Origin of the sequence: Acinetobacter sp. YH12116, from assembly GCF_013418895.1 — a bacterium.
GTDB lineage: Bacteria > Pseudomonadota > Gammaproteobacteria > Pseudomonadales > Moraxellaceae > Acinetobacter > Acinetobacter indicus.
Window position 1 is genome coordinate 59,739 of record NZ_VPBE01000010.1, and the last position, 21,305, is coordinate 81,043.

Genomic DNA, 21,305 nt, shown 5'->3' on the forward strand with positions numbered 1-21,305 from the left:
CTAGCCTACGATCTGCAGGGTACTGGCCCCAGCACCAATTGGTTTGACCTGAATTTGGACCGGAATCCGTTCGTGAATTTCCTGAATATGGGAAATCAGCACCACTTTACGGCCCTGGCTTTGCAGCCGGTCGAGCGCATTCATGACCATATGTAGCGAGGCCGGATCGAGCGTCCCAAAGCCTTCATCAATAAACAGCGATTCCAGTTTCATGGAGCCGGAGGCCATATTGGCAATGGCCAGTGCCAGCGCCAGTGATACCAGGAAGGTTTCACCCCCCGATAAAGACAGTACCGGCCGGATTTCGCCATTCATGTCATGATCCAGAATCGCGAGGCCCAGACTGTTGGGAATACGTTGTAGCTGATAACGCGGCGCCAGTGGCTGCAGTTGCTGGTTGGCATGTTCCACCAGAATATCCAGATGATGTTCCTGGGCAATTTTCTGGAATTTGGTGCCTTCCTTGCTGCCAATTAAATCGGCAATCCGGCCCCAGCGATATTCTTCAGCCTGAGTTTTTTCAATCTGGCTCTGGAATTTGGACAGTTGTGCCTGCGCCTGTTGCTGCATGCGTAACTGGGTTTCCAGCTGGTTAAACTGCTCCTGCAAGCTGTTTTTTTCTTGTTCCAGCTGTTCCAGTTGGGTGGTCACCTCATCATAGCTGGCAGTTGGTTGCTGGGCCTGATGCTGCTGGAATTGCTCCTGCAATACATCCAGCGCACTTTGTGCACTGAGCATGGCTTGCTGCTGTTGCTGGATGGCCTGACGCATGGCCTGCCAGCTGGCCAGATCAATACCCAGACACTGCTCAATCTTCTCGGCAGTGAACTGTGGATGCTGGCTTTGCCACTGCTGAATGTTGTGCTGTAGCTGCTGTACACTTTCCAGAAGCTGCTGCTGGCGTGTATGCAGGTCTTGCTGTTTCAGCTGCGCCTGCTGGAATTGCTGTTCCAGCTGACGGCAGTGCAGGTGTTGCTGTTCTACCTGCTGCTGGAGTTGTTGCTGCTGCTCTCGTAACAGCTGCTGCCAGGCTTTGCCGGTATCCAGCACCTGTCCAGCATGTTGCTGGCTGAGATCACGTACCTGCTGGCGCAACTGGCTGCCTTGAGTTTGTGCATGGGTAAGGTCATTGCTCAGCTGTTGCTGTTGCTGCTGATAGAACTGTAGTTGCTGTTCGCCGTCTTTGATCTGGCGCTGTAATTCCTGCTGCTGTTGCAGGCATTGCTCGCGCTGTTGCAGGTATTGAGTCCGGCTGCTCAGCAGGGCAATAAGAGTCTGACACATCTCGGCCTGGTTCGCCCATTGCGCTTGCTGGGCCGGTTCCAGTGCCTGGGTAACCGGTTCAATCAGTTGTTCCAGCTGCTGGAATTGCTGACAGAGTAACTGCAGGGACTGAATCTGTTGCTGCAAATGTTGCAGCTGCTGGGTCTGGCTTTTCAGCTGTTGCTGGCGAGTTTTTAGCTGCTGTAACTGCTGTTGCTGCTGATTTAGCTTGTGTTGCAGTGTGGTCTGCAAGGCGGTCAGATCGTGTGCTGTATCATCCAGCTGTGTGCTTGGGCTGAGCTTTTGAACCTGCTGCAGTTTCTGTTGCACACTGTCTTGAAGCTGGCTAGAGCGTAGCTGTTTCTGTTCCAGCAGGGTTTGCTGTTTGGAATGTTGCAATTGTAATTGCTGGAGCTGCTGCTGGCACTGCTGTTCCTGCTGCTGGGCCTGTTGTAACTGGGTGTCCTGCACCGACTGCAGTGCAGATTCCAGCAAATCCTGATGACTGACAAATGGATGCTCAGTGCTACCGCAGACCATACACGGCTGTTCTGCTTGCAGCTGCTGACGCAACTCCTGCACACTTTGTGCCTGCAATAAACGCTGCTGGGCAAAAATCTGTTCCAGCTGTTCACGTGCCGTCTGGGCATTCTGGTAGTGCTGCTGTGCTTCAGTTTGCGCCTGTTGCAAGCTGCTTAGCTCGGCCTGAAGCTGGGTCATGTGCTGCTGTAATTGCTGCTGTTCCTGCTGCTCGTTCAGCATGTGTTGTAACAGGAACAGGGCTTGTTCCAGCTGCTGGCTGTGTTGCTGGTGCTGTACCTGCTGCTGTTCCAGTTCTGTTGCTTGCTGTTCCAGTTCAGCCATTGAGCCGGCCTGCTGGAGCGCATCGGCCTGTTGCTGTTTTACATCATCTAGCTGCTGTTGCAGTTGAGCCAGTGAACTGTGTGCATGTACCGGCGCCTGCTGCTGTAGCTGTTGTTGCAGTTTCTGGAATTGCTGCAAGCGTTGCAGAATACTGTGTGGCTCACGGTCAAATACTGCCAGAAAGGCATGCTGGGCCGATTGCTGTTCCAGATGTTCTAAATGCGTATGCAACTGCTGTAAGTGCTGTTGCTGGCCGTGCTGCTGGGTGGTTAGTGGCGTAATTTTTTCATGTTGAATCTGTTTCAGCTGGGCATCGGCTTCTTTATAGCGCTGAATCAGATGCTCAATCTGGCCATCCAGCTGTAGTGCCTGTTCTAACACGGGTTGTAACTGTAGCTGTTCTTTCTGCTGTTGTTGCGCGCTGTGCTGCAATTGTTCCAGCTGCTGCTGTGCCTGCTGATGCTGCTGTTCACAGTGTTGAAATTCCGGCTGGAATTGCTCAAGTTGCTGCGCCAGCTGTTGCTGTTGCAACTGTTGCTGGCGCTGCTGCAGATACTGTTCACGGATTTCCTGAAATTGGTCCAGCTGCGCCAGCAGGTCACGCTGCGGCTGCATTTTCTGGTTGGCATCGACCTGCACCAGATAAAATTCTTTTTTGGCCTGAATTTCACTGTGCAGACGATGTTGCTGCTTGTACCAGCTTAAATCATTCAACAGCAGTTTTTCGCTTTGCAGTTTCTCATGCAGACTCAGTTTGCTCTGGGCATGCTGCTGTTGCAGGGCTTGTAGCTGCTCATCACTAAGCAACTCAATATGCCCCATCAGTTGTTGTAACTGTTCTTTTTCGCTGCGAATCTGGCGGATTTTTTCAAAGGCTTTCTGACTGACCAGACTGAAAATATGGGAATTGGTCAGATATTCCAGCAAGTCGGCGCGGTCCTGATCTTTAGCCTTTAAAAACGCACCCACTTCAGACTGGGCCAGCAAGACGGCGCGGGTAAACTGCTCAAAACTCAGGCCAATCAGCTTTTCAACGGTCGGGGTGCATTCCGAAATTTTCTGGGTCAGCACGCGCTGATCTTCCACAGCAGTAATCGCGCGTTCGACTTTTAAATTGCCATCGACCTTGTTACGGGCGCGGCGCACTTCCCAGCGCGCCAGATAACGCTTTTGATCCAGCGCAATAAATTCCAGTTCGGCAAAGCCTTGGGTACAGCCGCGGCGCAGAATATTTTTAGAATCTTTAATCGAGATGCCCTGACCGCTGGCATCTTTAAGCGCCCCGGCAGCGCCGTTTAAGCGCGGAATCTGGTCATACAGCGCCAGACACATGGCATCGAGCAGGGTCGATTTACCGGCCCCGGTTTTTCCGGTAATCGCAATCAGGCCAGCATGTGCCAAAGGTGCGCTTTCAAAGTTGATGTCTTGGGTGCCGGCAATAGAAGCCAGATTGTTCAGACTTAAACGTAAAATTTTCATGTCTGATCCTTATGGCTGTTCTTGTTCAAGGCTGTGCTGCGCTTCAATCAGCAGCTGCATAAAATCTCGCTCGACCGAAGCATCCGGCTGATAGCCCATTTTGCTCCATAGCTGTTTGAATAAGCTGTCTGGTGTGGGCGGTGCCAGATCAATTTTGGACTGATCTGCGGTCTGATCTTCCTGCGGGCTATAGACCCGGCAAATGCGTAACAGGCGATAGCGCTGTTCCGGTAAGGTCTGTTCAATCTGCTGGCGTAAATCGACCGGTGGTGGTACATCGGTGCTGTATTCAATTTCCAGATAATCACGCTGGCAGATGCGTTCCACCGTACCTTGCGGGAGGGCTTTCAGTTGCTGAAACACTTCATCCAGACTGCCGCGAATACGGTGCAGCTGTACACTGCGCGGAATCAGCAGTGAGCCCAGTTGCAGGCGCTGTTCGGGCGCAGCCTGCGGGTCAATCTTGACCTCGAGCACCTGATGCTTGTACTGGATTTCACTAAAAGACAGCGGAATTGGAGAGCCGCTATAGCGGATATGTGGATGCTGGACTTTTTGCGGTTTATGCAGATGCCCCAGCGCGACATAGTCAATCACATCATCAAATAGGGCAGTGGAAAGTGCTTCTTCATGACCAATAATGATCGGCCGTTCTGAATCTGAGGTTTCGCCACCTTGCATATGCGCATGTGACATCAGGATTAGTGCCTGATCTTCCGTTTTACGGCGTTTGGCTTCGGCAATCAACTGCTGATGTAAATAGGCAATCGCATTCTGGGCGTTCTGGGTCTGCTCATTCAGTCCGGTAATTTCCGCAGTGCGCAAAAACGGCAGGGTCAGACACCAGGCAATAATCGTATTTTCGGCATCATAAATTGGTACCAGTAAACGGTCGAGATCCAGCTGGTTGTCGGCATTGCGCTGAATCACCCCAACCGCCTTGGCCTTAAACTTGGCCAGCAACGGTTCCACCTGTTCAATGCGGTAGCCGGAGTCATGGTTGCCGGCAATCATCAGGGTCTGCATGTGCGGTGCAATGGCATGAGCATCGGCCAGAAACTGGTACAGCTGGCGCTGCGCGCTGGAGGCCGGGTTAATCACATCAAAAATATCCCCGGCAATAAACAGGGCATTCGGCTGTTTTTCCTGGATTTGTTCTAATAACCAGTCTAAAAACTGTGCATGTTCATATTCACGATCGTGGTTATGGAAAAATTGCCCCAAATGCCAATCTGACGTATGAAAAAAATGCACTGCCATGTCATCAACCTGTTTTGCTTTAGGCAAGCATACTATAGCTGAGGGCGAAATTTAAAATTCTGTACCGGTATAAAACGCTAAGGTTTAATCTTTATTGTCCTGAAGATGAGTGCTGCTCACCAGCAAAGGCCAGACAAATAAAAGCCGACGATTCGAGTGATGATAAATCGTCGGCCAAATAAAAAGTGCGATGAACAAAGCATTTGGCTGCTATACAAAAACTTGATTCACATTCGCTTATTGCTTTAGCAAAGCTTCCCGAAAAATTTGTGGATGCCGTTACAAATTCGCCGGAGATGAAGCTTGTGCCCTATATAACGCCTGTTCGGGCACAACGGTTGACAGGATCATGCAAAAAAAATCAATTTTTTTTATACTAGTTGCTTATGGCTCAGGTAGACAGTTTAATGATTTCTCTAACACGTTATTTTCTCTGGTTTTTATTTTTCTGTCTGATCTTTACCTGTATCTGCGGGGTACTGGCTGCATTGTTACCGGCAGGTGTGGGCGGCATTTTAACCGCAGTGCCTTACTTGGTTGCCATGATCTGGGTGCTGTTTAAATTTTTAAAACAGCAGCAGCGCGCACCGTCTCAGGCCGAGCGTAAAAAGCTGACCTTGGGTTTTAGCCTGATTTTCTGGGGCTATAATCTGGCCTTTTTATTACTCGGCATCTGGATTTTTTCCCGTCAGAATCCAACCATCTGGCAGGATTTTCTGCTGTATTTACAGCAGCCACAATTTTTAAGCGTGGTGGTGATTATGTGGTTATTAATTGCCATTCCGCTGTATCTGCTGACGTACTGGTTTTATGGTAAACAGGCGCAGCGGATGGCGGCCAAAATGTTTGGTTCACAGCATCAGGGCTAAATCATCTGGTGTATTTCCCTTCGCCTCATCTCGGGTAGGGGAATCGATCCGATCTTAACTGGCCAGGGCAGCGCGCTGTAAACGGGCCGGACTATAAGCCTCCGGAGATACATCTGGGGGCTGGCCCAATAGCAGTTGACGCAGCAAACGCGCAGAGGCTGGTGCCATACATAGACCATTACGGAAATGGCCAAAATTGGCCCATAGATTGTCAAACGCTGGCATCAAGCCAATATAGGGAATACCGCCGTCTGGTGAGCCCGGGCGTAAACCGGCCCATTGCTTGATAATAGGCAGGTCTTTTAAGGCCGGCACCATGGCATAACTGGCCTCCAGAATATGGGCCGTGGTATCGGCATTCAAACGGGTATCAAAGCCCTGTTCTGCCATACTGGAACCACAGACAATATGGCCGTCCTGACGCGGAATCAGATACATGACTTGATTCATGCACATGGTGGGCAGCCAGTTTTCTGGAGTTTTGAATAGCACCATCTGTCCATGCACCGGACGTACCGGAATCTGTACATCAAGCTGCTCAGCCCAGCGCGCTGACCAGGCCCCGGTGGTCAAGACATAGTCATCGGCCTGATAACGCTGTCCGGCCTGATCGACAATAGCGCATACCTGCTGACCGTGCAGTTCTAGGCGTTCAATCGGGCAGTGTTCAAACAGCTGCACCCGTGGATGCTGCTTTAAATAGCACAGAATTGACTGTAATAAACGCGGATTACGCACATTGGCCAGCTGCGGGAAATAGATGGCCTGCTGGAACTGGGCGGAAATATGTGGATTCAGTTGATGCAGTTTGGTGCTGTGCAGATGCTCTGCCTGCTGCATCGGTTGCTGAAACTGCTCGGCAAAATTCAGACCGATATCAAAATCGCTTTCATCAAAAATCAGCATACCGGTTTCATGGATCTGAAAATCAATGCCGGTGTCAGGCTGAAGTTTGGCATTCCAGCGCAGATATTCAGTTTTGGCCGATTGCGCCAGCACATTCACCGCTGCCGGATAACGCCACGGATACATTGGAGAGAGAATACCACCACCGGCCCAGGAGGCTGCCTGACCGGATTGCTGCTGATCAAAAATACTGACCGAGCAGCCCTGTTCCAATAGCTCCAGCGCCGACATCAGTCCACTAATGCCGGCGCCAATCATGGCAATGTGCTTCATTGCAGTGGCAATATCCTTATTTCATGTCTTTGAGTTTGAGTGCGGCTTCTTCTGCAAAGTAGGTCCAAATGCCATCGGCACCGGCACGGCGGCAGCTCATCAGCGATTCAATGATCACGCTGTCGGATAACCAGCCATTTTGAATGGCAGCAGCCAGCATCGCGTATTCGCCACTGACCTGATAGACAAAAGTCGGCACAGCGAAGGTATCTTTGACTTCACGGACAATATCCAGATACGGCATACCCGGTTTGACAATCACCATGTCGGCGCCTTCCTGAATATCCAGCGCGATTTCATGCAGCGCTTCTGCACGGTTGCCAATATCCATCTGGTAATTGTATTTATTGCCGCCTTTTAAATTGCTGGCCGAGCCGACGGCGTCACGGAACGGGCCATAAAAGCTGGAAGCATATTTGGCCGAGTAAGCCATAATATTGGTATAGATATGACCTTGTGCTTCCAGTGCCTGACGGATAGCACCAATACGGCCATCCATCATGTCGCTTGGCGCAACCACATCGGCACCGGCTTCGGCATGGCTTAAGCATTGCTTGATTAAGGCTGCTACGGTTTCATCATTCAGCACATAACCACTGTCATCAATAATGCCATCCTGACCATGGGTGGTGTACGGATCGAGGGCGCCGTCGGTAATCAACACCATCTCCGGGAGTTCTTTTTTCAGTAAACGGACCGTGCTTTGTACCAGGCCATCTTCGCGCCAGGCGGCTTCGGCGGTCAGGCTTTTATCTTCTTGTGGGGTGACCGGAAACAGCGCCAGTTTAGACACGCCCAGTTCCAGCAGGCGTTCGGCTTTTTTCAGCAGCAGATCGGCCGACAGGCGCTGAATGTTGGGCATGCTTGGAATATCTTGGGTCTGGTTTTGACCGGGTAAAACAAATACTGGATAAATGAGATGATCAACCGTGAGCTGGGTTTCTCGCACCATGGCACGTAGCTGGTCATTTTTACGGATACGACGCATACGAGTGGCAGGAAATGCGGGACGATTGAACGTATAAGTCATAACAATCTCACTGATCAGTATTAAACTAGGCAATATTGTAGACCCATAAACAGGATTGTGGGGCAAAATACATGCGTTTTTTCTCAATTTAAGGTAATTGGCCAATTTATGAGCGATATGGCAAAAAAGTGGACCGGAGGCATTCATTTGGGTTCGAAAGTAGATATTGATGTCGTCTTACAGCAATTGTGTCAGGCCTTTAACAGTTCACCATTTTTCAAGCATAACGGCATGCAGATGCGGGTGGTGGATCAGCAGATTGAAGCCTATATCGAGATGCAGCCGCAGCTGATTGGCAATGTGGCTTTCCAGATTTTACATGGCGGGGTTGCTGCGACAATTCTGGACAGTGTGGGCGGGATTGTGGCGATGGGCGAGCTGTATAAGCGCACCGAGCCGGAGCAGTTACCTGATACCATCAAGAAAGTGACCCGATTGGCCACGGTGGATATGCGGGTGGATTATCTGGCGCCGGGGCGAGGCAAATATTTTACGGCCCGTGCTGAAACCCTGCGTTTGGGCCGTAAAGGCTGTACCATGCGCATGACTCTGGTCAATGATGAACATAAAGCTATTGCCACCGCAATTGCGTCTTATGCTTATTAATCCAAATGGATTGATTGGCAGATAAAAAAACAGGCTCAATCGGGCCTGTTTTTTATTTGGATCAGTCGCGGTGAATAGCGTAAAAATCAAGCTTGAGCGATTTCGCGGGTATTCGCCGTTTAAAGATCGGAACGGGCACGTTTTAGCGCCTGTTGCCATTTTTGCAAATGTGCCTGACGCTGATCTTCTCCCATACCGGGTTCAAATGCACGTTCCAGCTGCCAGTTATCGGCAATATCACTTAAGCTGTTAAACACCCCGGATTTAAGCCCGGCCATTGCCGCTGCGCCCCAGGCGGTGGATTCTCGCATTTGCGGCCTTAACACTGGCACATTGAGCAGATCGGCCTGAAACTGCATTAGCATATCATTACAGCTGGCGCCGCCATCGACCCGTAATTCTTTGAGCGGTTGCTGAATATCTGACTGCATCGCGCTGAGAACATCGGCCACCTGAAAGGCAATTGCTTCAAGCGCTGCCCGGGCGATATGGGCTTTGTGAGTGCCACGCGACATACCGCAGAGCAGGGCACGTGCATCACTGTCCCAATGCGGCGCACCTAGACCGGTAAAAGCCGGCACCAGCACCACGCCATCGGTATCGCGGACCTGACTGGCCAGCTGTTCGACCTCGGCACTCTGTTGAATGATGCTCAAACCATCGCGCAGCCATTGCACAATCGCGCCAGCCATAAACACACTGCCTTCAAGCGCATAATGGGTCTGGTTCTGGCATTGCCAGGCCAGGGTACTGAGCAGCTTATTCTGGCTGTATTGCAGTGTCGAACCGGTATTAAACAGCATAAAGCAACCGGTGCCATAGGTGTTTTTGGCCATGCCCGGCTCAAAGCAGGACTGGCCGAACAGGGCAGATTGCTGATCGCCCAGAATGCCGCTGATTGGAAGTCGGGCGCCGAGTAAGCCGGCAGCGGTATCGGCCACATAATGGTCGGAACTGATGATTTTTGGTAAGACCGAAGCGGGAATCTGAAAAAGTTGCAGCAATTCTTCATCCCAGCTTTGGGTCTGTAAATTCATGAGCATGGTGCGTGAGGCATTGCTGACTTCAATTACATGCTCGGCGCCTTGGGTCAGATTCCAGATTAGCCAGCTATCGACGGTACCAAAGGCAACATGACCTTGCGCTGCCAGTTCGGCCAGACCGGGAATATGCTTAAGCAACCAGACCAGCTTGCCGGCACTAAAATAAGGGTCAATTAATAATCCGGTGGTCTGCTGTATTTTTTGTTGCAGTCCCTGTTGCAGCAGCTGATTACACCAGTCGGCTGCGCGCCGGTCTTGCCAGATGATGGCCGGCGCCAAGGGCTGACCATTGCGTTTGTCCCAGACGATAGTGGTTTCCCGCTGGTTGGTGAGGCCAATGGCCTGAATATCTTTGGCCAGAATCCGTGCGGACGCCAGCGCCTGTTGCACCACAGCCATCTGGCTGCTCCAGATTTCCTGGGCATCCTGTTCCACCCAGCCGGATTGCGGGGTGTTGATTTGGGTTTCGCGTTGCGCGCTGGCCTGAACCTGCCCATGTTCATTAAAAATAATCGCGCGACTTGAGGTCGTGCCCTGATCCAGGGCGAGTAAATAAGTCATAATTTATACTGTTATCTGACTTGAAATTTAAAATATTAGCGCAATTATGTTATTAAGCGCAGATCTTGCGGTGAATAGTTGTGAAATGATCTCGTAATTTTCAACTTTTATGCTATGATGGCGCTGTAGTCTGGGGGTGTTATTGGCTTCGACGCTGATGATGAAACTCATAGATGCATGCCGAGAGCGCATTTTCTCTCGTAAATCAAATTTGCATTTAAATAGTCGCAAACGACGAAACTTACGCTCTAGCTGCCTAAGGGCCGCTTGTCCGCTTCACTGAATACTTGTGGTCAGTGAACCCGACCGAAGCGAACGCACACAAGTCCGTATAGAGCCAAGCCTCGGGGCTTTATACCAAACTTAGAGGATCGCACTTTGAACCCTGTTCGTCGGGTCTTAAAGTGTTAAAACAATAGACGATATCTAAGCATGTAGTATTCTCGAGCGTAGTGTTGGCGGACGCGGGTTCAACTCCCGCCACCTCCACCAAAATTCTTTCCGAAGTAATCCATCGGAATCTAAAAAAGCCTTTAAACTCAGTGTTTAAAGGCTTTTTTATTGGCTGTATTGTCCGACCCTATCCTAAGCTGTTTGACCCTATTTTTGCTTTATGGGGGTCAAAATTGGGACAATTTGACCCACTAAATAAGTTTAATTATGTGGGACAAAGATATGTCACTTACTGATGTGCAATGTAAAAAAGCACTACCGCAGGAAAAACAGTACCGCCTTTCTGATATTAATGGTCTGTCTTTACGAATCGATCCGAATGGCAAAAAATATTGGTCTATCAGATACACGGAAAATGGACAAAGGAAGTCTAAAGCATTAGGTATCTATCCTGAGCTAAGTTTAAAGCGTGCAAGGGAGATCGCGCTTGATCTGAGATATAAACTCAAAAATACAACTGAGGTTGAGCAGGAGCAGCCTTATTTTAAGGAAGTCGCAGAGGATTGGTTTAATAATCAAAAAGAAACTTGGTCATCCAAACATATTAGTAATGTTCGAGCTTCCTTGGATGAGCTTTATATTACTCTTGCTAATAAGCGTATTAATCAGATTCAGGCTCCGGAGATTTTGCAAATCATTAAGAAGATTGAGGCAAGAGGCTCGCTTGAAATTGCAAAACGTACTTTATCTCGTTGCGGTATGGTCATGAAATATGCAATTGCGCATGGCTATCGTTATGATAATCCGGCAGGTGATCTGGTTTATGCTCTCAAGAATAAAAGAGTCAAAAACCTGGCTTCGCTTACTGCCTCTGAAATGCCTGAATTTTTAAGAAAGATAAGAGCATACCCAAGTGATGCTCAGACACATCATGCGATTATTCTGATTATGCTGACAGGTGTTCGGGTTAGTGAATTGCTACAAGCATGCTGGGAAGAATTTGATCTGGAAGGGCGTAAGTGGGATATCCCTGAAGAGCGGATGAAGAACCGTCTTCCGCATCGTGTACCGTTGACGGACATGATGATTGCTGAGCTAAAGGCTTTGAGGCTTACCCATAATCAGGAACTGCTATTTCCACATCGTTTAAATAACAAAGAACCTATGCGTAGCGAGTCTATTTTGGCTGTGATCAAACGTTCAGGCTATGCGGGACGAATGACCACACATGGTTTTAGATCGCTATTCAGTACAGTTATAAACGAATCGAATCTGTTTAATCCAGATGCCATTGAACGCCAGCTTGCACATGTGCCCCAGAATAGAATTCGCTCGGCATATAACCGAGCGCAATATTGGGATGAGCGGGTGAGATTGATGGAGTGGTATGGAGAGCAGGTTAAAATATGGATAGAATATTGATATTAATTTATACAAGACTAAATAAACTGAAATCCCCCTTGAAGCATATTGGTTCAAGGGGGATTTTTTATGTCTGATAGAAATATTGGTTGGTGGAAATACTTGTCTAGCATGTTGTAATTGAGTGCAATGATTATTGTAAGTTATAAAATTTGCTGTTGTATCTGTAAAAAATTGCTGCGATAAAAACCTGAGTTTGCTGTAGTAAAAAAAGAGTAAATGATTCATTATAGAATAATAAAACAATAACTTAGGGTATTTCAGCGTGTCTAATACTACTTATTTGAGCAATTCTTCCTTCGTGCGGAGCAGTGATTTATTTAAGATTATGGAACTCCGCTATTCACATTCTATTTTTGATAAGGATGGTTGTTTTAATATCATCTCATCACCAGTTTCAAATTCCTTAGAGTTGATTCGATGGTATCGTAATTGTGAAGATTATTTTTACCAATTGTCCGTCGAAGCTACGCCTCCTTCTGTAAATGATTTTGCGTCCTTTCAAACAGAATCAGATAAGTTAATAGTCAAAGATGAAGTGCTTGGAAATTTTGGAATAACAGAATACTCACAAGATTGTAGGAAGCTATACTCTGATTTGAGGTTACGTGAATATCGAAATTTGGTACTAAAAAAATATGATGACAATGAACTGACCCATTGGTTAAAGGAAGTGTACCCCGTACGAGAACAGCTAAAATTATTAGCCAAAAATGAAGCGCGATTTGATGTAGATTTAGAATATCAATATCAATTTGAAGACGTACAGCTATTTTTAAAAAATACCCAGAGTGCATACTTTTTAGCATTTGATATTGAAATTGAAGCGGATCAGTTCAAAGGGGATGCGATTGAAAATTGGCGAGAAAATGCTGTTTTGTTAAAACCTCTATTAGAGAATGCGCTGAATGATATTCTGAAACAACAGTCGGATACTTTACGATTTTATGTGAAGTTTGAAGATGATGGGATATATGGCTTTCGATTCCATGTAGTCATTTTTTTGCAATCTTTGACTTTGACTGAATCATCGTGGCTAGCAGAATTTAATGAAAAATTGCAACATAGATTGTCTGATAAAGTGTTGTTAAATGAGTGGTTGAATCCACTTTACACAAAAAAAATAAACGAATGGCGTAATCATAGGGATTTAAATGAATTATGTTATTCCAAAGAAGATTTGGATAAGATTGAGCAAAGTATCCATTCCACTTTTCAAGACTATCAGCACGATATTATTTTTAAAATTATCAATTGGAATGAGCAATTAAGAAAGCTTCAACCTGAATTAAAGTTTGGAATAGATGATTCTTTTAGTAATGAAGACAGGCAAAAATTAGAGTATTGGGGGATTAAATACTTATTTATTTCTAGTAAGTATCTATATTTCCAGAAACATCATGAGGATTTACATCCATCTATAGTAAGCTTTGTTTATCGATCATCAACCTACCCTAAAAAAATTCAGACTAAATTAGCAACACCTGAAAAACAGGAAAAATATAGTCGCTGTAGGGGTGAACAGAAGACAGAAAATTCAAATCAGTCAGGAAGAAAAAAATCTCAAGTGAATGAAGGGCCTGTAACATATCAAAGAAGGACTGAGGTTAACCAAACTTCTTTCTACAGTGAAAAATTTGATATTACCAATAATTTACCTTTGGCTGACATTGTTGAATCAAAACCTAGACCAAAATTTCAAAGTAAACCTATTTTCAAAATAGAAAAGCTTCATGTTGGTGCACCTAAAGATGAAGATCTAATAAATCCATCAAAAATCCCCATTTTGAAAGACTTTATTGATTACGTCTTGGATGAGAAAAATGGCATATGGAAAACTGAAATTAAAAATAAGCAACGTGTCACTTGGGCTGAAATATTATTTAAAAATGAGATTCTTGATGCAGAACTTCTAAGTTTTCTGGTCAGGTTTGAACATTTTATCGATAATTTACTAAGTGCTTCAAATCCCTATTTTGCAGTAGTACCAAAACGAGAATGTAATCCTGAAGAAATGTCTGTTGTTGGGGGGCAGTATCTTTCTTTACTTTATGACTTTCATACACAAGATATTGAAAATAAGTTAAATGAGCTGAGTATTCAATCAGGTTATTGGATTTTGGTTACTAAGATGTTTGAATCTCGTCCTAATGAAGAATATCAGTCCGATCTTTCACAATTGAAGATGCATCACCAGCAAGTTCAAAAGCTTAATGACTTGATGAAAAAGGCGCGAGTATTGGTCGCAGAGTATCAAAAGAAAATGAAGCAACCTTTAACATATCTAAAGTATGCAAATGCAAAGTTGTGGCAAAAGGCTTTTGATCAAGAACGCATTCTTATGCGTTGGCAATTTAATCTGCCAAGTGACTCCAATGTAAAAGAAGGATTAATGTCACTTTTTAATAAATTTAAAACGAGGTTATCAGGTAAAGAACGTCACTTTAAGGATGTTCAACATATTCTATTGGAATGTAAGAAGCATCAAAGTGTTTCTTTGGATGTTGTATTGATTTTTGATAGTGCTGAATTAGCGGAAAATCAAAATAAGCTCAGTGAGCATGTTGTAGAATTATGGACAAAAACTGTAGAAGCTGAAATGAAAAAGCGAGGAAACCAAATGAATTTTGGTCAGCTTGAAGATTTAGCACATAGTATTAGCTTGATTCCAAAACATGAACAATTGGCAGTGAAATATCTATTTATCAAAAATAGTAAGATGGCTAATGACAAATTAGTCATTTCTGATCTTATTCCATTTTTTATTTCGCAGGCTATTTTTTTACAGGATGTCTCGTCCAATCAAAGATACAAACTCAGCATGAGTCAATATTTAACAAACTTGTTTGTTAAAAAAGAGTCTGTGAGTAAGAAAGCTTTAAGATCCACAGTTAAAAAAATGCCATTGAAACTGGAAGAACATACAACAAAACTAAGCTTAACAATTGACGAATCAGTGACTTAACTTTAGCTTAACTCAACCACCCCCATATAGCCCGTAATATGGGGGTATTTAAGAAACACCGCCCTTGCCACTAGGAACTATTGAGGTGTCTTTCTAGTATGTCTTATTCGGTAGTTTATAATATAAACAAATAAAGCTTAGGATTATCAATAACTCACAGAAAGAATAAAACACATTTATCTGATGATACCGTGATTTCAATAAACTATACGATTTCAATTGCATCAACTAATGATAGTGAACACATATTCATCTATACGTAATCGGAGCAATCATAGATTTATTCAAGCCTTCAACCCAAACTCATAAAAGTAAGTGAATTCAATACCTGACTGAATATTGGTACAACAAGATAAGATAGCTTTCAAAATAAAAAAATACATAAGTGACTGATGAGATGAACCAACTAAAGGAAATTCACACAATGACATCTCAACGACAAAATCAACCACTTTCAGAAAGCCAAATTCTATTGGATATTGAAAAATTCACACAAGAAATTATTAGTTGTGGACTTTATTCTGAACAATTGACGTACTTCAAATACCTTTTGGAGCAATTTGATCTTATCTATGATATAGATTTGTTTTACTGCGATTACCTACAAGCATTCATCAAGCTGAAATTAATACTAGATGGGATACGCTATAGTCCTTTTCAACCTATAGGATCAGATGATCAAACAGCTGATAACTATGACTTTGTACTTTCACTGACACCTGAACAATTACAGGAACTACTGCAACAGGCTCAGCTTTGTAAGAGCAGTATCTATACAGATATTCAGCAGTTTCATTTACAGGAAGTTGATAATGCAAAAAGTCTTGCGGAATATCTCACGAAGCTTTTTAAGCATTATTCACGGATACTAGTGGTACGGGTGGATTTGAAATATACAAAAGAAGCTCAGACAGACATCAATATTAAACAGTTTTATCAGCATTTTGAGAAGATGCGAAATCGCATATCAAATCAAGATACCTGTTTTGAAAATCTACATGGTTACGCTTGGGCAATGGAGCAAGGAACAGAAAATGGTGGTTATCACGTACATTTGCTATTGATCTATAGTGCGGATAAACATCGTAAAGGTTCATATCTGGCACAGCAAGTTGGTGAGAAGTGGATTGAACTGACTAACCAACAAGGGACTTATTACAATCTGCATAATAGAGCATATATCAACCAATTGATAATGCAGGGTAATGAGATAGGCATTGGCACACTGTCACGGGAGGTGGAAGGCGATTTGGAGAAATTACTCACAGTTGGCTTGTATCTCACAAAGGAAACCAAAGAAAGCCAAAGGTTGAGGGTAAAGACTACTAAGGGTATGCAAACTTTTGGGCATGGAAAATTTGAAATAGACAGCAGACGAGGGATCAAAAAAGGCTGAACACAGCACTTTTGATTTATACATTATTACTCAAAAAAGCCATCTTGAATAAACCGCAAAAGTGGTTTTAAACGCATCATGCGACTACCGCGAGATGAAAGCTATGCTACTAGCATCATAAGATCTAAGTTTCCTAAGACTGATTGAAACATATTTCAGTTATATAACATCAATATGAATCAATCAGGAATTGGATTTATCAAGTGATAAGTCCGTTCTAATTACATCGATCAAATAGAAGACTGCTCGATTTCATTCCTGATAAAGGGAGTGAGATTGAGCAGTCTTTTTTGTTTATAAGGACTAAAACTATGGCACATCAAATTGAACAAATGGCTTATGTCGGTGATACCCCTTGGCATGGCTTGGGTAATCAACTGACCCCTAATCAACCGATTGAAATCTGGGCACAACAGGCAGGGATGGACTGGCGCATTGAATCCTCTAATGTCAGCTACATGGCACAGAATGAACGTGGACAGAGCATCATCCTGCCTTATGAAGAACAACGGGTACTCTACCGTTCTGATACCCATGCCCCCTTATCAGTCGTTAGCCAGCGTTATCAGGAAGTACAACCTAGAGAGATTCTGGAGTTCTATCGGGATCTCACTGAGCAATCCGGCTTTGAGCTGGAAACCGTCGGAGTACTCAAAGGTGGTAAGAAATTCTGGGCATTGGCACGTACAGGGCAATCTACTGCACTCAAAGGTAAGGATGTCAGCAATGGCTACATCCTGTTGGCAACCGCTTGTGATGGCACCTTGGCAACCACGGCACAGTTCACTTCGATTCGTGTGGTGTGTAACAACACTTTGGCAATTGCCTTACGTGGGCAGAGTAGCAGTGCTGGTGTAGTCAAAGTTCCACATAGCACCAAGTTCGATGCCGAGAAAGTCAAACAGCAATTGGGTATTTCCGTGCGTGCCTGGGATGAGCACATGTATGAAATGAAACAGCTCAGTCAGCGTAAAGTCACTCAGGGTGAAGCCGCTGCCTTCTTTGATGCTGTGTTCAATAACACAACCATGAGCGTACAAGACCAGGAGGATAACATTATCCAGTTCTACCGGAATGTGGCAGCACAAGCCAGTAACTCCACAAGTAATAAAACTGAGCCAAATGGACGGGCCATGAGTAAAGTCATGGAGATGTTTAACGGACAGGGACGAGGGGCAGAACTTTCCTCTGCCAAAGATACCGCCTATGGTTTGCTGTGTTCGATCACTGAATTTGCAGACCATGAGCGTCGAGCCATGACTACCGATCACCGACTTGATTCCGCATGGTTTGGTGCAGGCGCAGCACTCAAACAGCGTGGACTGGAACAGGCCTTGAGATTGGTTGCTTAATACAGTTTTATTTACTGGCTTAAGTTTTATTTAAGATCGAGAACTTAATCTACTATCAAGGTTAAATTCTCCATGAACCTCAAAACTACCCTTTGGCCACATCTCCCCGGATGTGGCTTTTTTTATGCCGCAAATTTGTAGATTCAATGATCAGGAGATAAATCATGAACAACGTCGCTCAATTATCAAATCTATCTCACCCATCCCTGTTGCCATTACAACCATTGGCACAGCAGCCAGCAGCATCAAATAAAAACAACCGTAGTATGGCAGCCAAACGATTAGCCAACACCAAAGATCTCAATCATCAACAGTGGTTAGAAGTACGTAAACAGGGTATTGGCAGTAGTGATGCAGCCACTGCATGCGGACTCAATCCGCATATGTCGATGCTGGAACTGTGGATGATCAAGACGGGTCGGGTACAGCAAAACATTCAAGATGAAAGCTCAGGCCATGCACCGCTATATTGGGGCAAGCAGCTTGAACCTTTAGTCGCCGAATACTACAGCATGCAGACCAACAATAAGGTGCGTCGGGTCAATGCTGTGTTGCAGCACCCTGATCCGGATAAAGCCTTTATGCTGGCCAATCTGGACTATGCTGTGGTCGGTAGCGATGAGGTACAGATCCTTGAATGTAAAACCGCAGGAGAGTATGGCAGTAAACTATGGCGGGACGGTGTTCCACTCTATGTTCTGTGTCAGGTACAGCATCAACTGGCCGTAACCGGTAAACAGGCTGCGCATATCTGCGTCTTGCTGTGTGGACATGAAACCCGGATTTTTAAAGTCACCCGCAACGAAGCGTTGATCCAACAGATCATCCATGCGGAACGCTACTTCTGGGAATGTGTACAGCGTGATATGCCACCGGCAGCAGATGCCAGTGAGTCGGCAGCACAAGCCTTACAGCAACTCTATCCTGAGCATCAGCCTTTAACGGTAGAAGATCTCAGTCAGCTGGAATTTGCTAATCAGTTATTCGATCAATTGATTGAGGAGAAGAACCAGATTGAGCAACACCAAACTCAGTTTGATGAACTAAAGCATCAAATACAGGCCTTAATGAAAGATGCAGAACGCGCTACGTTTGCAAACGGTTCAGTGACCTGGAAGAAAAGTAAGGACTCTGTCAGTTTGGACAGTAAGGCCTTGCTGAAACTACACCCAGAAATGCTGGAACAATTTCCCCTCACCCGTGCAGGTACACGACGTTTCCAGATCTATAGCAATCGTTAATCAACAACAACCAAACTTAACCTAAGCCTATACCGATCCCATGCCCCAGCGCATGGGATTTTTTATTTCTTTATTCAATATTTCTAGGAGATTCAACATGATTAAAGGTCTAGCAATTACCCCGCCTGTACTTGGTCGTATCAGTATTGGCAAGGTGGTCGAAAAGAATGGTAAACGCCTACCAGAAAAAGATGACCAGTTCACCATCACCAGTCAGATTCAGAGTAAAGACGGCTGGATCAAGCATCCACTGGATGAGCAGCTACGGGCCAAAGCTCCCAATCAAAAGCTGCGCTCCATTCCAGTCAGAATGATCTTCAATGACCCTGATCTGAATCTGAGAGCAGAGTACAGCATGTTTGACCGACAGACGGGACGACCGATTTGTGTAGGTAACGGACAGACCTGCCAGCGGTTGACCAGTCAAGGCGTCGAACAGCATCCGTGTCCATCGCCAGATCTCTGTTCGTTGGCACAAGGTGGACACTGCAAGCCTTATGGGCGTTTGCATGTCAATTTGGATGAATCGGATGAACTGGGCACTTTCATCTTTAGAACCACTGGCTTTAACAGCATCCGAACCTTGGCTGCACGTTTAGCTTACTACCATGCGGCATCGGGAGGGTTGTTGTCATGTCTGCCCCTACAGCTGACTTTAAGGGGAAAGAGTACTACGCAAAGCTATCGCCAACCCGTGTATTACGTGGATCTGACGTTAAGGGAAGGGATTCAGTTACATGAAGCCATTCGTACAGCGACACAGATTGATGAACAAAGTAAACAGGCAGGTTTTTATCAGGAGGCTTTGGATCATATCGCACGACAGGGTTTTGCGAATGCGAAGTTTGAGGTCAATAGTGAGGAAGGAGTAGATGTGCTGGAAGAGTTTTATGCCAGCACAGAAACTAAGCCTGAATCTGGTCAGACGGATGTGATGGATTACATACAGGAGATTCAGCAGGGGCTGCAACAAAGTGTCAGTGCGGTAAATTAGATTGGCTTGGATCAATTTGGAATAAATTTCTACAGAACGTCCTGATCATTTGAGCAGAAGACAGCTCGCTTAAATGATCTTAGGAGAACTCGTCATGAATACATTTGTCGGTCAAACTTTTCAAATGAATCAACTCATTAATATCAAACAAGTCATAGAGTTTACTGGCGTTTGTCGATCAACTATTTATGAGATGATGGATGAAAATTCACCTTATTACGATGAAACTTTCCCCAAGAAAGTGAAAATCACAAAAAACCGTATTGGTTGGTCAGCTTGGGAAATCAATCAGTGGATTGAAGCCAAGTTGGAAAGCCGGTAATGGATGGGAGCTTCGGCTCCCTTAATTTTTTTGTTATTCAGGAGTGATTATGCAGGCTTCAAAAATAGCGATCAGTCCATCTAACCGGCAGTTGAATCCATCAATATTGGCCTGAATCCAGACTTCCTTATTGTTAATTTTACTCCACTGTACCCCATAGCCGCAGTGAGCAAGTAGGTGTTCAAAGAAGATACGCTGGGTGCGTCCATTGCCTTCACGAAATGGGTGAATCACGTTGAGTTCACAATAAAAATCGGCAATTTTTTGGATAAGCACTGGTTTTGCTAAACCTTGAAAATAGTGCTGATGCTCAAGTTGCTTGAAGAGCTTATTGGCTTCAATCTCAATACGCGAGAAGGTACAAAAGCGGGTATCACCTTTGGCAATATCCACTTGTCTTAGTTCACCTGCCCAGGCATACAGGTCTGAAAAGAGCTGAAAGTGAATGGATTGCAGGTATTTGAGATCGTAAGGTGGCTCCGCATACTCAATTCGTGTGCTGGCATACTCAGTCAACTCCAGTTCTGCCTGTTGCAGAATTTCTGCATCCTGAATGTTCAGCTTGTTTTTGAGTACGTCCGAGTCGGGGTAACAGTAAATGCTGTCACCCATTTCACCATATTTATCCATAAGGAAACCTGATCACGATTCCGAGGTCTGTGAGAATTTCTTATATTTCTGCAGGATCTGAGCTTTACTTAATGCCGGTGCAGTTGAGGACGGGTTAATGCCTTCCAGCTTTAAACTGGCCTGATAGTTTTGCAAGCGCGTTGCTTGGATATATTTTTTTTTCTGTTCGAGGGTAAGGAGCATAGTTCAAGTTCCTTTAAACAAGGGAGTATAAATTGAGTTTAGCAGATCGAGTCTATAAAAGGCACATGGAGTCGTGTCGGCATCCTAGCTGCTGGAATGAAGAAGTCGCAGGGCTATCGCTTATACAACTAAAGTCACGTGGCCTATAGCGACAAGGCTTGTCGCCTAGTTAAATCAATTGAGTGATTAATCACTATTTTTTTCCAAAAGTTCAACAAAATTTCAGTAAGATAAAGGTAAGCAAGTTTTCAGT

The 21,305-nt window shown here is 45.2% G+C and carries 16 protein-coding genes and 1 other RNA gene; 10 read left to right on the forward strand and 7 right to left on the reverse strand.

The window, feature by feature from the left end; all coding sequences use genetic code 11:
• Complete coding sequence (locus tag FTU54_RS08135) at nucleotides 1-3,606, reverse strand: AAA family ATPase (RefSeq protein WP_180074625.1); 3,606 nt, start codon at nucleotides 3,604-3,606, stop codon at nucleotides 1-3.
• A gap of 9 nt (nucleotides 3,607-3,615) precedes the next feature.
• Nucleotides 3,616-4,866, reverse strand: a complete 1,251-nt coding sequence (locus FTU54_RS08140) for an exonuclease SbcCD subunit D C-terminal domain-containing protein (protein ID WP_075175173.1) — start codon at nucleotides 4,864-4,866, stop codon at nucleotides 3,616-3,618.
• A 407-nt stretch (nucleotides 4,867-5,273) separates the two neighbouring features.
• On the opposite strand from FTU54_RS08140, the gene FTU54_RS08145 reads away from it, so the two are divergent.
• A complete protein-coding gene (locus FTU54_RS08145) occupies nucleotides 5,274-5,735 on the forward strand; it encodes an ABZJ_00895 family protein (protein ID WP_035363315.1) in 462 nt (153 codons plus the stop codon).
• A gap of 54 nt (nucleotides 5,736-5,789) precedes the next feature.
• Here FTU54_RS08145 and thiO read toward each other — a convergent pair whose 3' ends face one another.
• Nucleotides 5,790-6,914: a glycine oxidase ThiO gene (thiO, locus tag FTU54_RS08150; RefSeq protein WP_180074626.1), complete on the reverse strand. Its 1,125-nt coding sequence runs from the start codon at nucleotides 6,912-6,914 to the stop codon at nucleotides 5,790-5,792.
• 16 nt (nucleotides 6,915-6,930) lie between these two features.
• Nucleotides 6,931-7,944, reverse strand: a complete 1,014-nt coding sequence (gene hemB, locus FTU54_RS08155; protein WP_005179750.1) for a porphobilinogen synthase — start codon at nucleotides 7,942-7,944, stop codon at nucleotides 6,931-6,933.
• Between the two features lie 108 nt (nucleotides 7,945-8,052).
• Here hemB and FTU54_RS08160 point away from each other — a divergent pair, with 108 nt between their 5' ends.
• Nucleotides 8,053-8,550, forward strand: a complete 498-nt coding sequence (locus FTU54_RS08160; protein WP_034597877.1) for a thioesterase family protein — start codon at nucleotides 8,053-8,055, stop codon at nucleotides 8,548-8,550.
• Nucleotides 8,551-8,669: 119 nt separating this feature from the next.
• Here FTU54_RS08160 and glpK read toward each other — a convergent pair whose 3' ends face one another.
• Nucleotides 8,670-10,154 carry a glycerol kinase GlpK gene (gene glpK, locus FTU54_RS08165; protein ID WP_168399266.1) on the reverse strand — a complete coding sequence of 495 codons (1,485 nt, stop codon included), beginning with the start codon at nucleotides 10,152-10,154 and terminating at the stop codon, nucleotides 8,670-8,672.
• A 132-nt stretch (nucleotides 10,155-10,286) separates the two neighbouring features.
• Here glpK and ssrA point away from each other — a divergent pair.
• The 8 genes from ssrA (at nucleotide 10,287) to FTU54_RS08205 (ending at nucleotide 20,239) form a co-directional block, all read left to right on the forward strand.
• Nucleotides 10,287-10,646: a transfer-messenger RNA gene (ssrA, locus tag FTU54_RS08170) on the forward strand.
• Nucleotides 10,647-10,829: 183 nt separating this feature from the next.
• Complete coding sequence (locus FTU54_RS08175) at nucleotides 10,830-11,969, forward strand: tyrosine-type recombinase/integrase (protein WP_180074627.1); 1,140 nt, start codon at nucleotides 10,830-10,832, stop codon at nucleotides 11,967-11,969.
• 265 nt (nucleotides 11,970-12,234) lie between these two features.
• Complete coding sequence (locus FTU54_RS08180; protein ID WP_180074628.1) at nucleotides 12,235-14,934, forward strand: hypothetical protein; 2,700 nt, start codon at nucleotides 12,235-12,237, stop codon at nucleotides 14,932-14,934.
• A gap of 424 nt (nucleotides 14,935-15,358) precedes the next feature.
• Nucleotides 15,359-16,330: an inovirus-type Gp2 protein gene (locus FTU54_RS08185; RefSeq protein WP_096902610.1), complete on the forward strand. Its 972-nt coding sequence runs from the start codon at nucleotides 15,359-15,361 to the stop codon at nucleotides 16,328-16,330.
• A 311-nt stretch (nucleotides 16,331-16,641) separates the two neighbouring features.
• Complete coding sequence (locus FTU54_RS08190) at nucleotides 16,642-17,682, forward strand: DUF932 domain-containing protein (protein ID WP_180074629.1); 1,041 nt, start codon at nucleotides 16,642-16,644, stop codon at nucleotides 17,680-17,682.
• 164 nt (nucleotides 17,683-17,846) lie between these two features.
• Nucleotides 17,847-18,923, forward strand: coding sequence for a YqaJ viral recombinase family protein (locus FTU54_RS08195; RefSeq protein ID WP_096902608.1), 1,077 nt, complete (start codon nucleotides 17,847-17,849; stop codon nucleotides 18,921-18,923).
• 97 nt (nucleotides 18,924-19,020) lie between these two features.
• The gene (locus FTU54_RS08200) at nucleotides 19,021-19,917 is read left to right on the forward strand and encodes a hydrolase or metal-binding protein (protein ID WP_075168048.1); all 897 of its coding nucleotides are present in this window, start codon (nucleotides 19,021-19,023) and stop codon (nucleotides 19,915-19,917) included.
• Nucleotides 19,918-20,011: 94 nt separating this feature from the next.
• Nucleotides 20,012-20,239, forward strand: a complete 228-nt coding sequence (locus FTU54_RS08205) for an AlpA family transcriptional regulator (protein WP_075168047.1) — start codon at nucleotides 20,012-20,014, stop codon at nucleotides 20,237-20,239.
• A gap of 33 nt (nucleotides 20,240-20,272) precedes the next feature.
• Here FTU54_RS08205 and FTU54_RS08210 read toward each other — a convergent pair whose 3' ends face one another.
• Together FTU54_RS08210 and FTU54_RS08215 are read right to left on the reverse strand one after the other, a co-directional pair.
• Nucleotides 20,273-20,869 carry a putative adenosine monophosphate-protein transferase Fic gene (locus FTU54_RS08210; protein WP_160241058.1) on the reverse strand — a complete coding sequence of 199 codons (597 nt, stop codon included), beginning with the start codon at nucleotides 20,867-20,869 and terminating at the stop codon, nucleotides 20,273-20,275.
• A gap of 12 nt (nucleotides 20,870-20,881) precedes the next feature.
• On the reverse strand, nucleotides 20,882-21,052 hold the full coding sequence (locus FTU54_RS08215; protein WP_075168045.1) for a YhfG family protein: 171 nt from the start codon (nucleotides 21,050-21,052) through the stop codon (nucleotides 20,882-20,884).
• Nucleotides 21,053-21,305 lie beyond the last annotated feature (253 nt).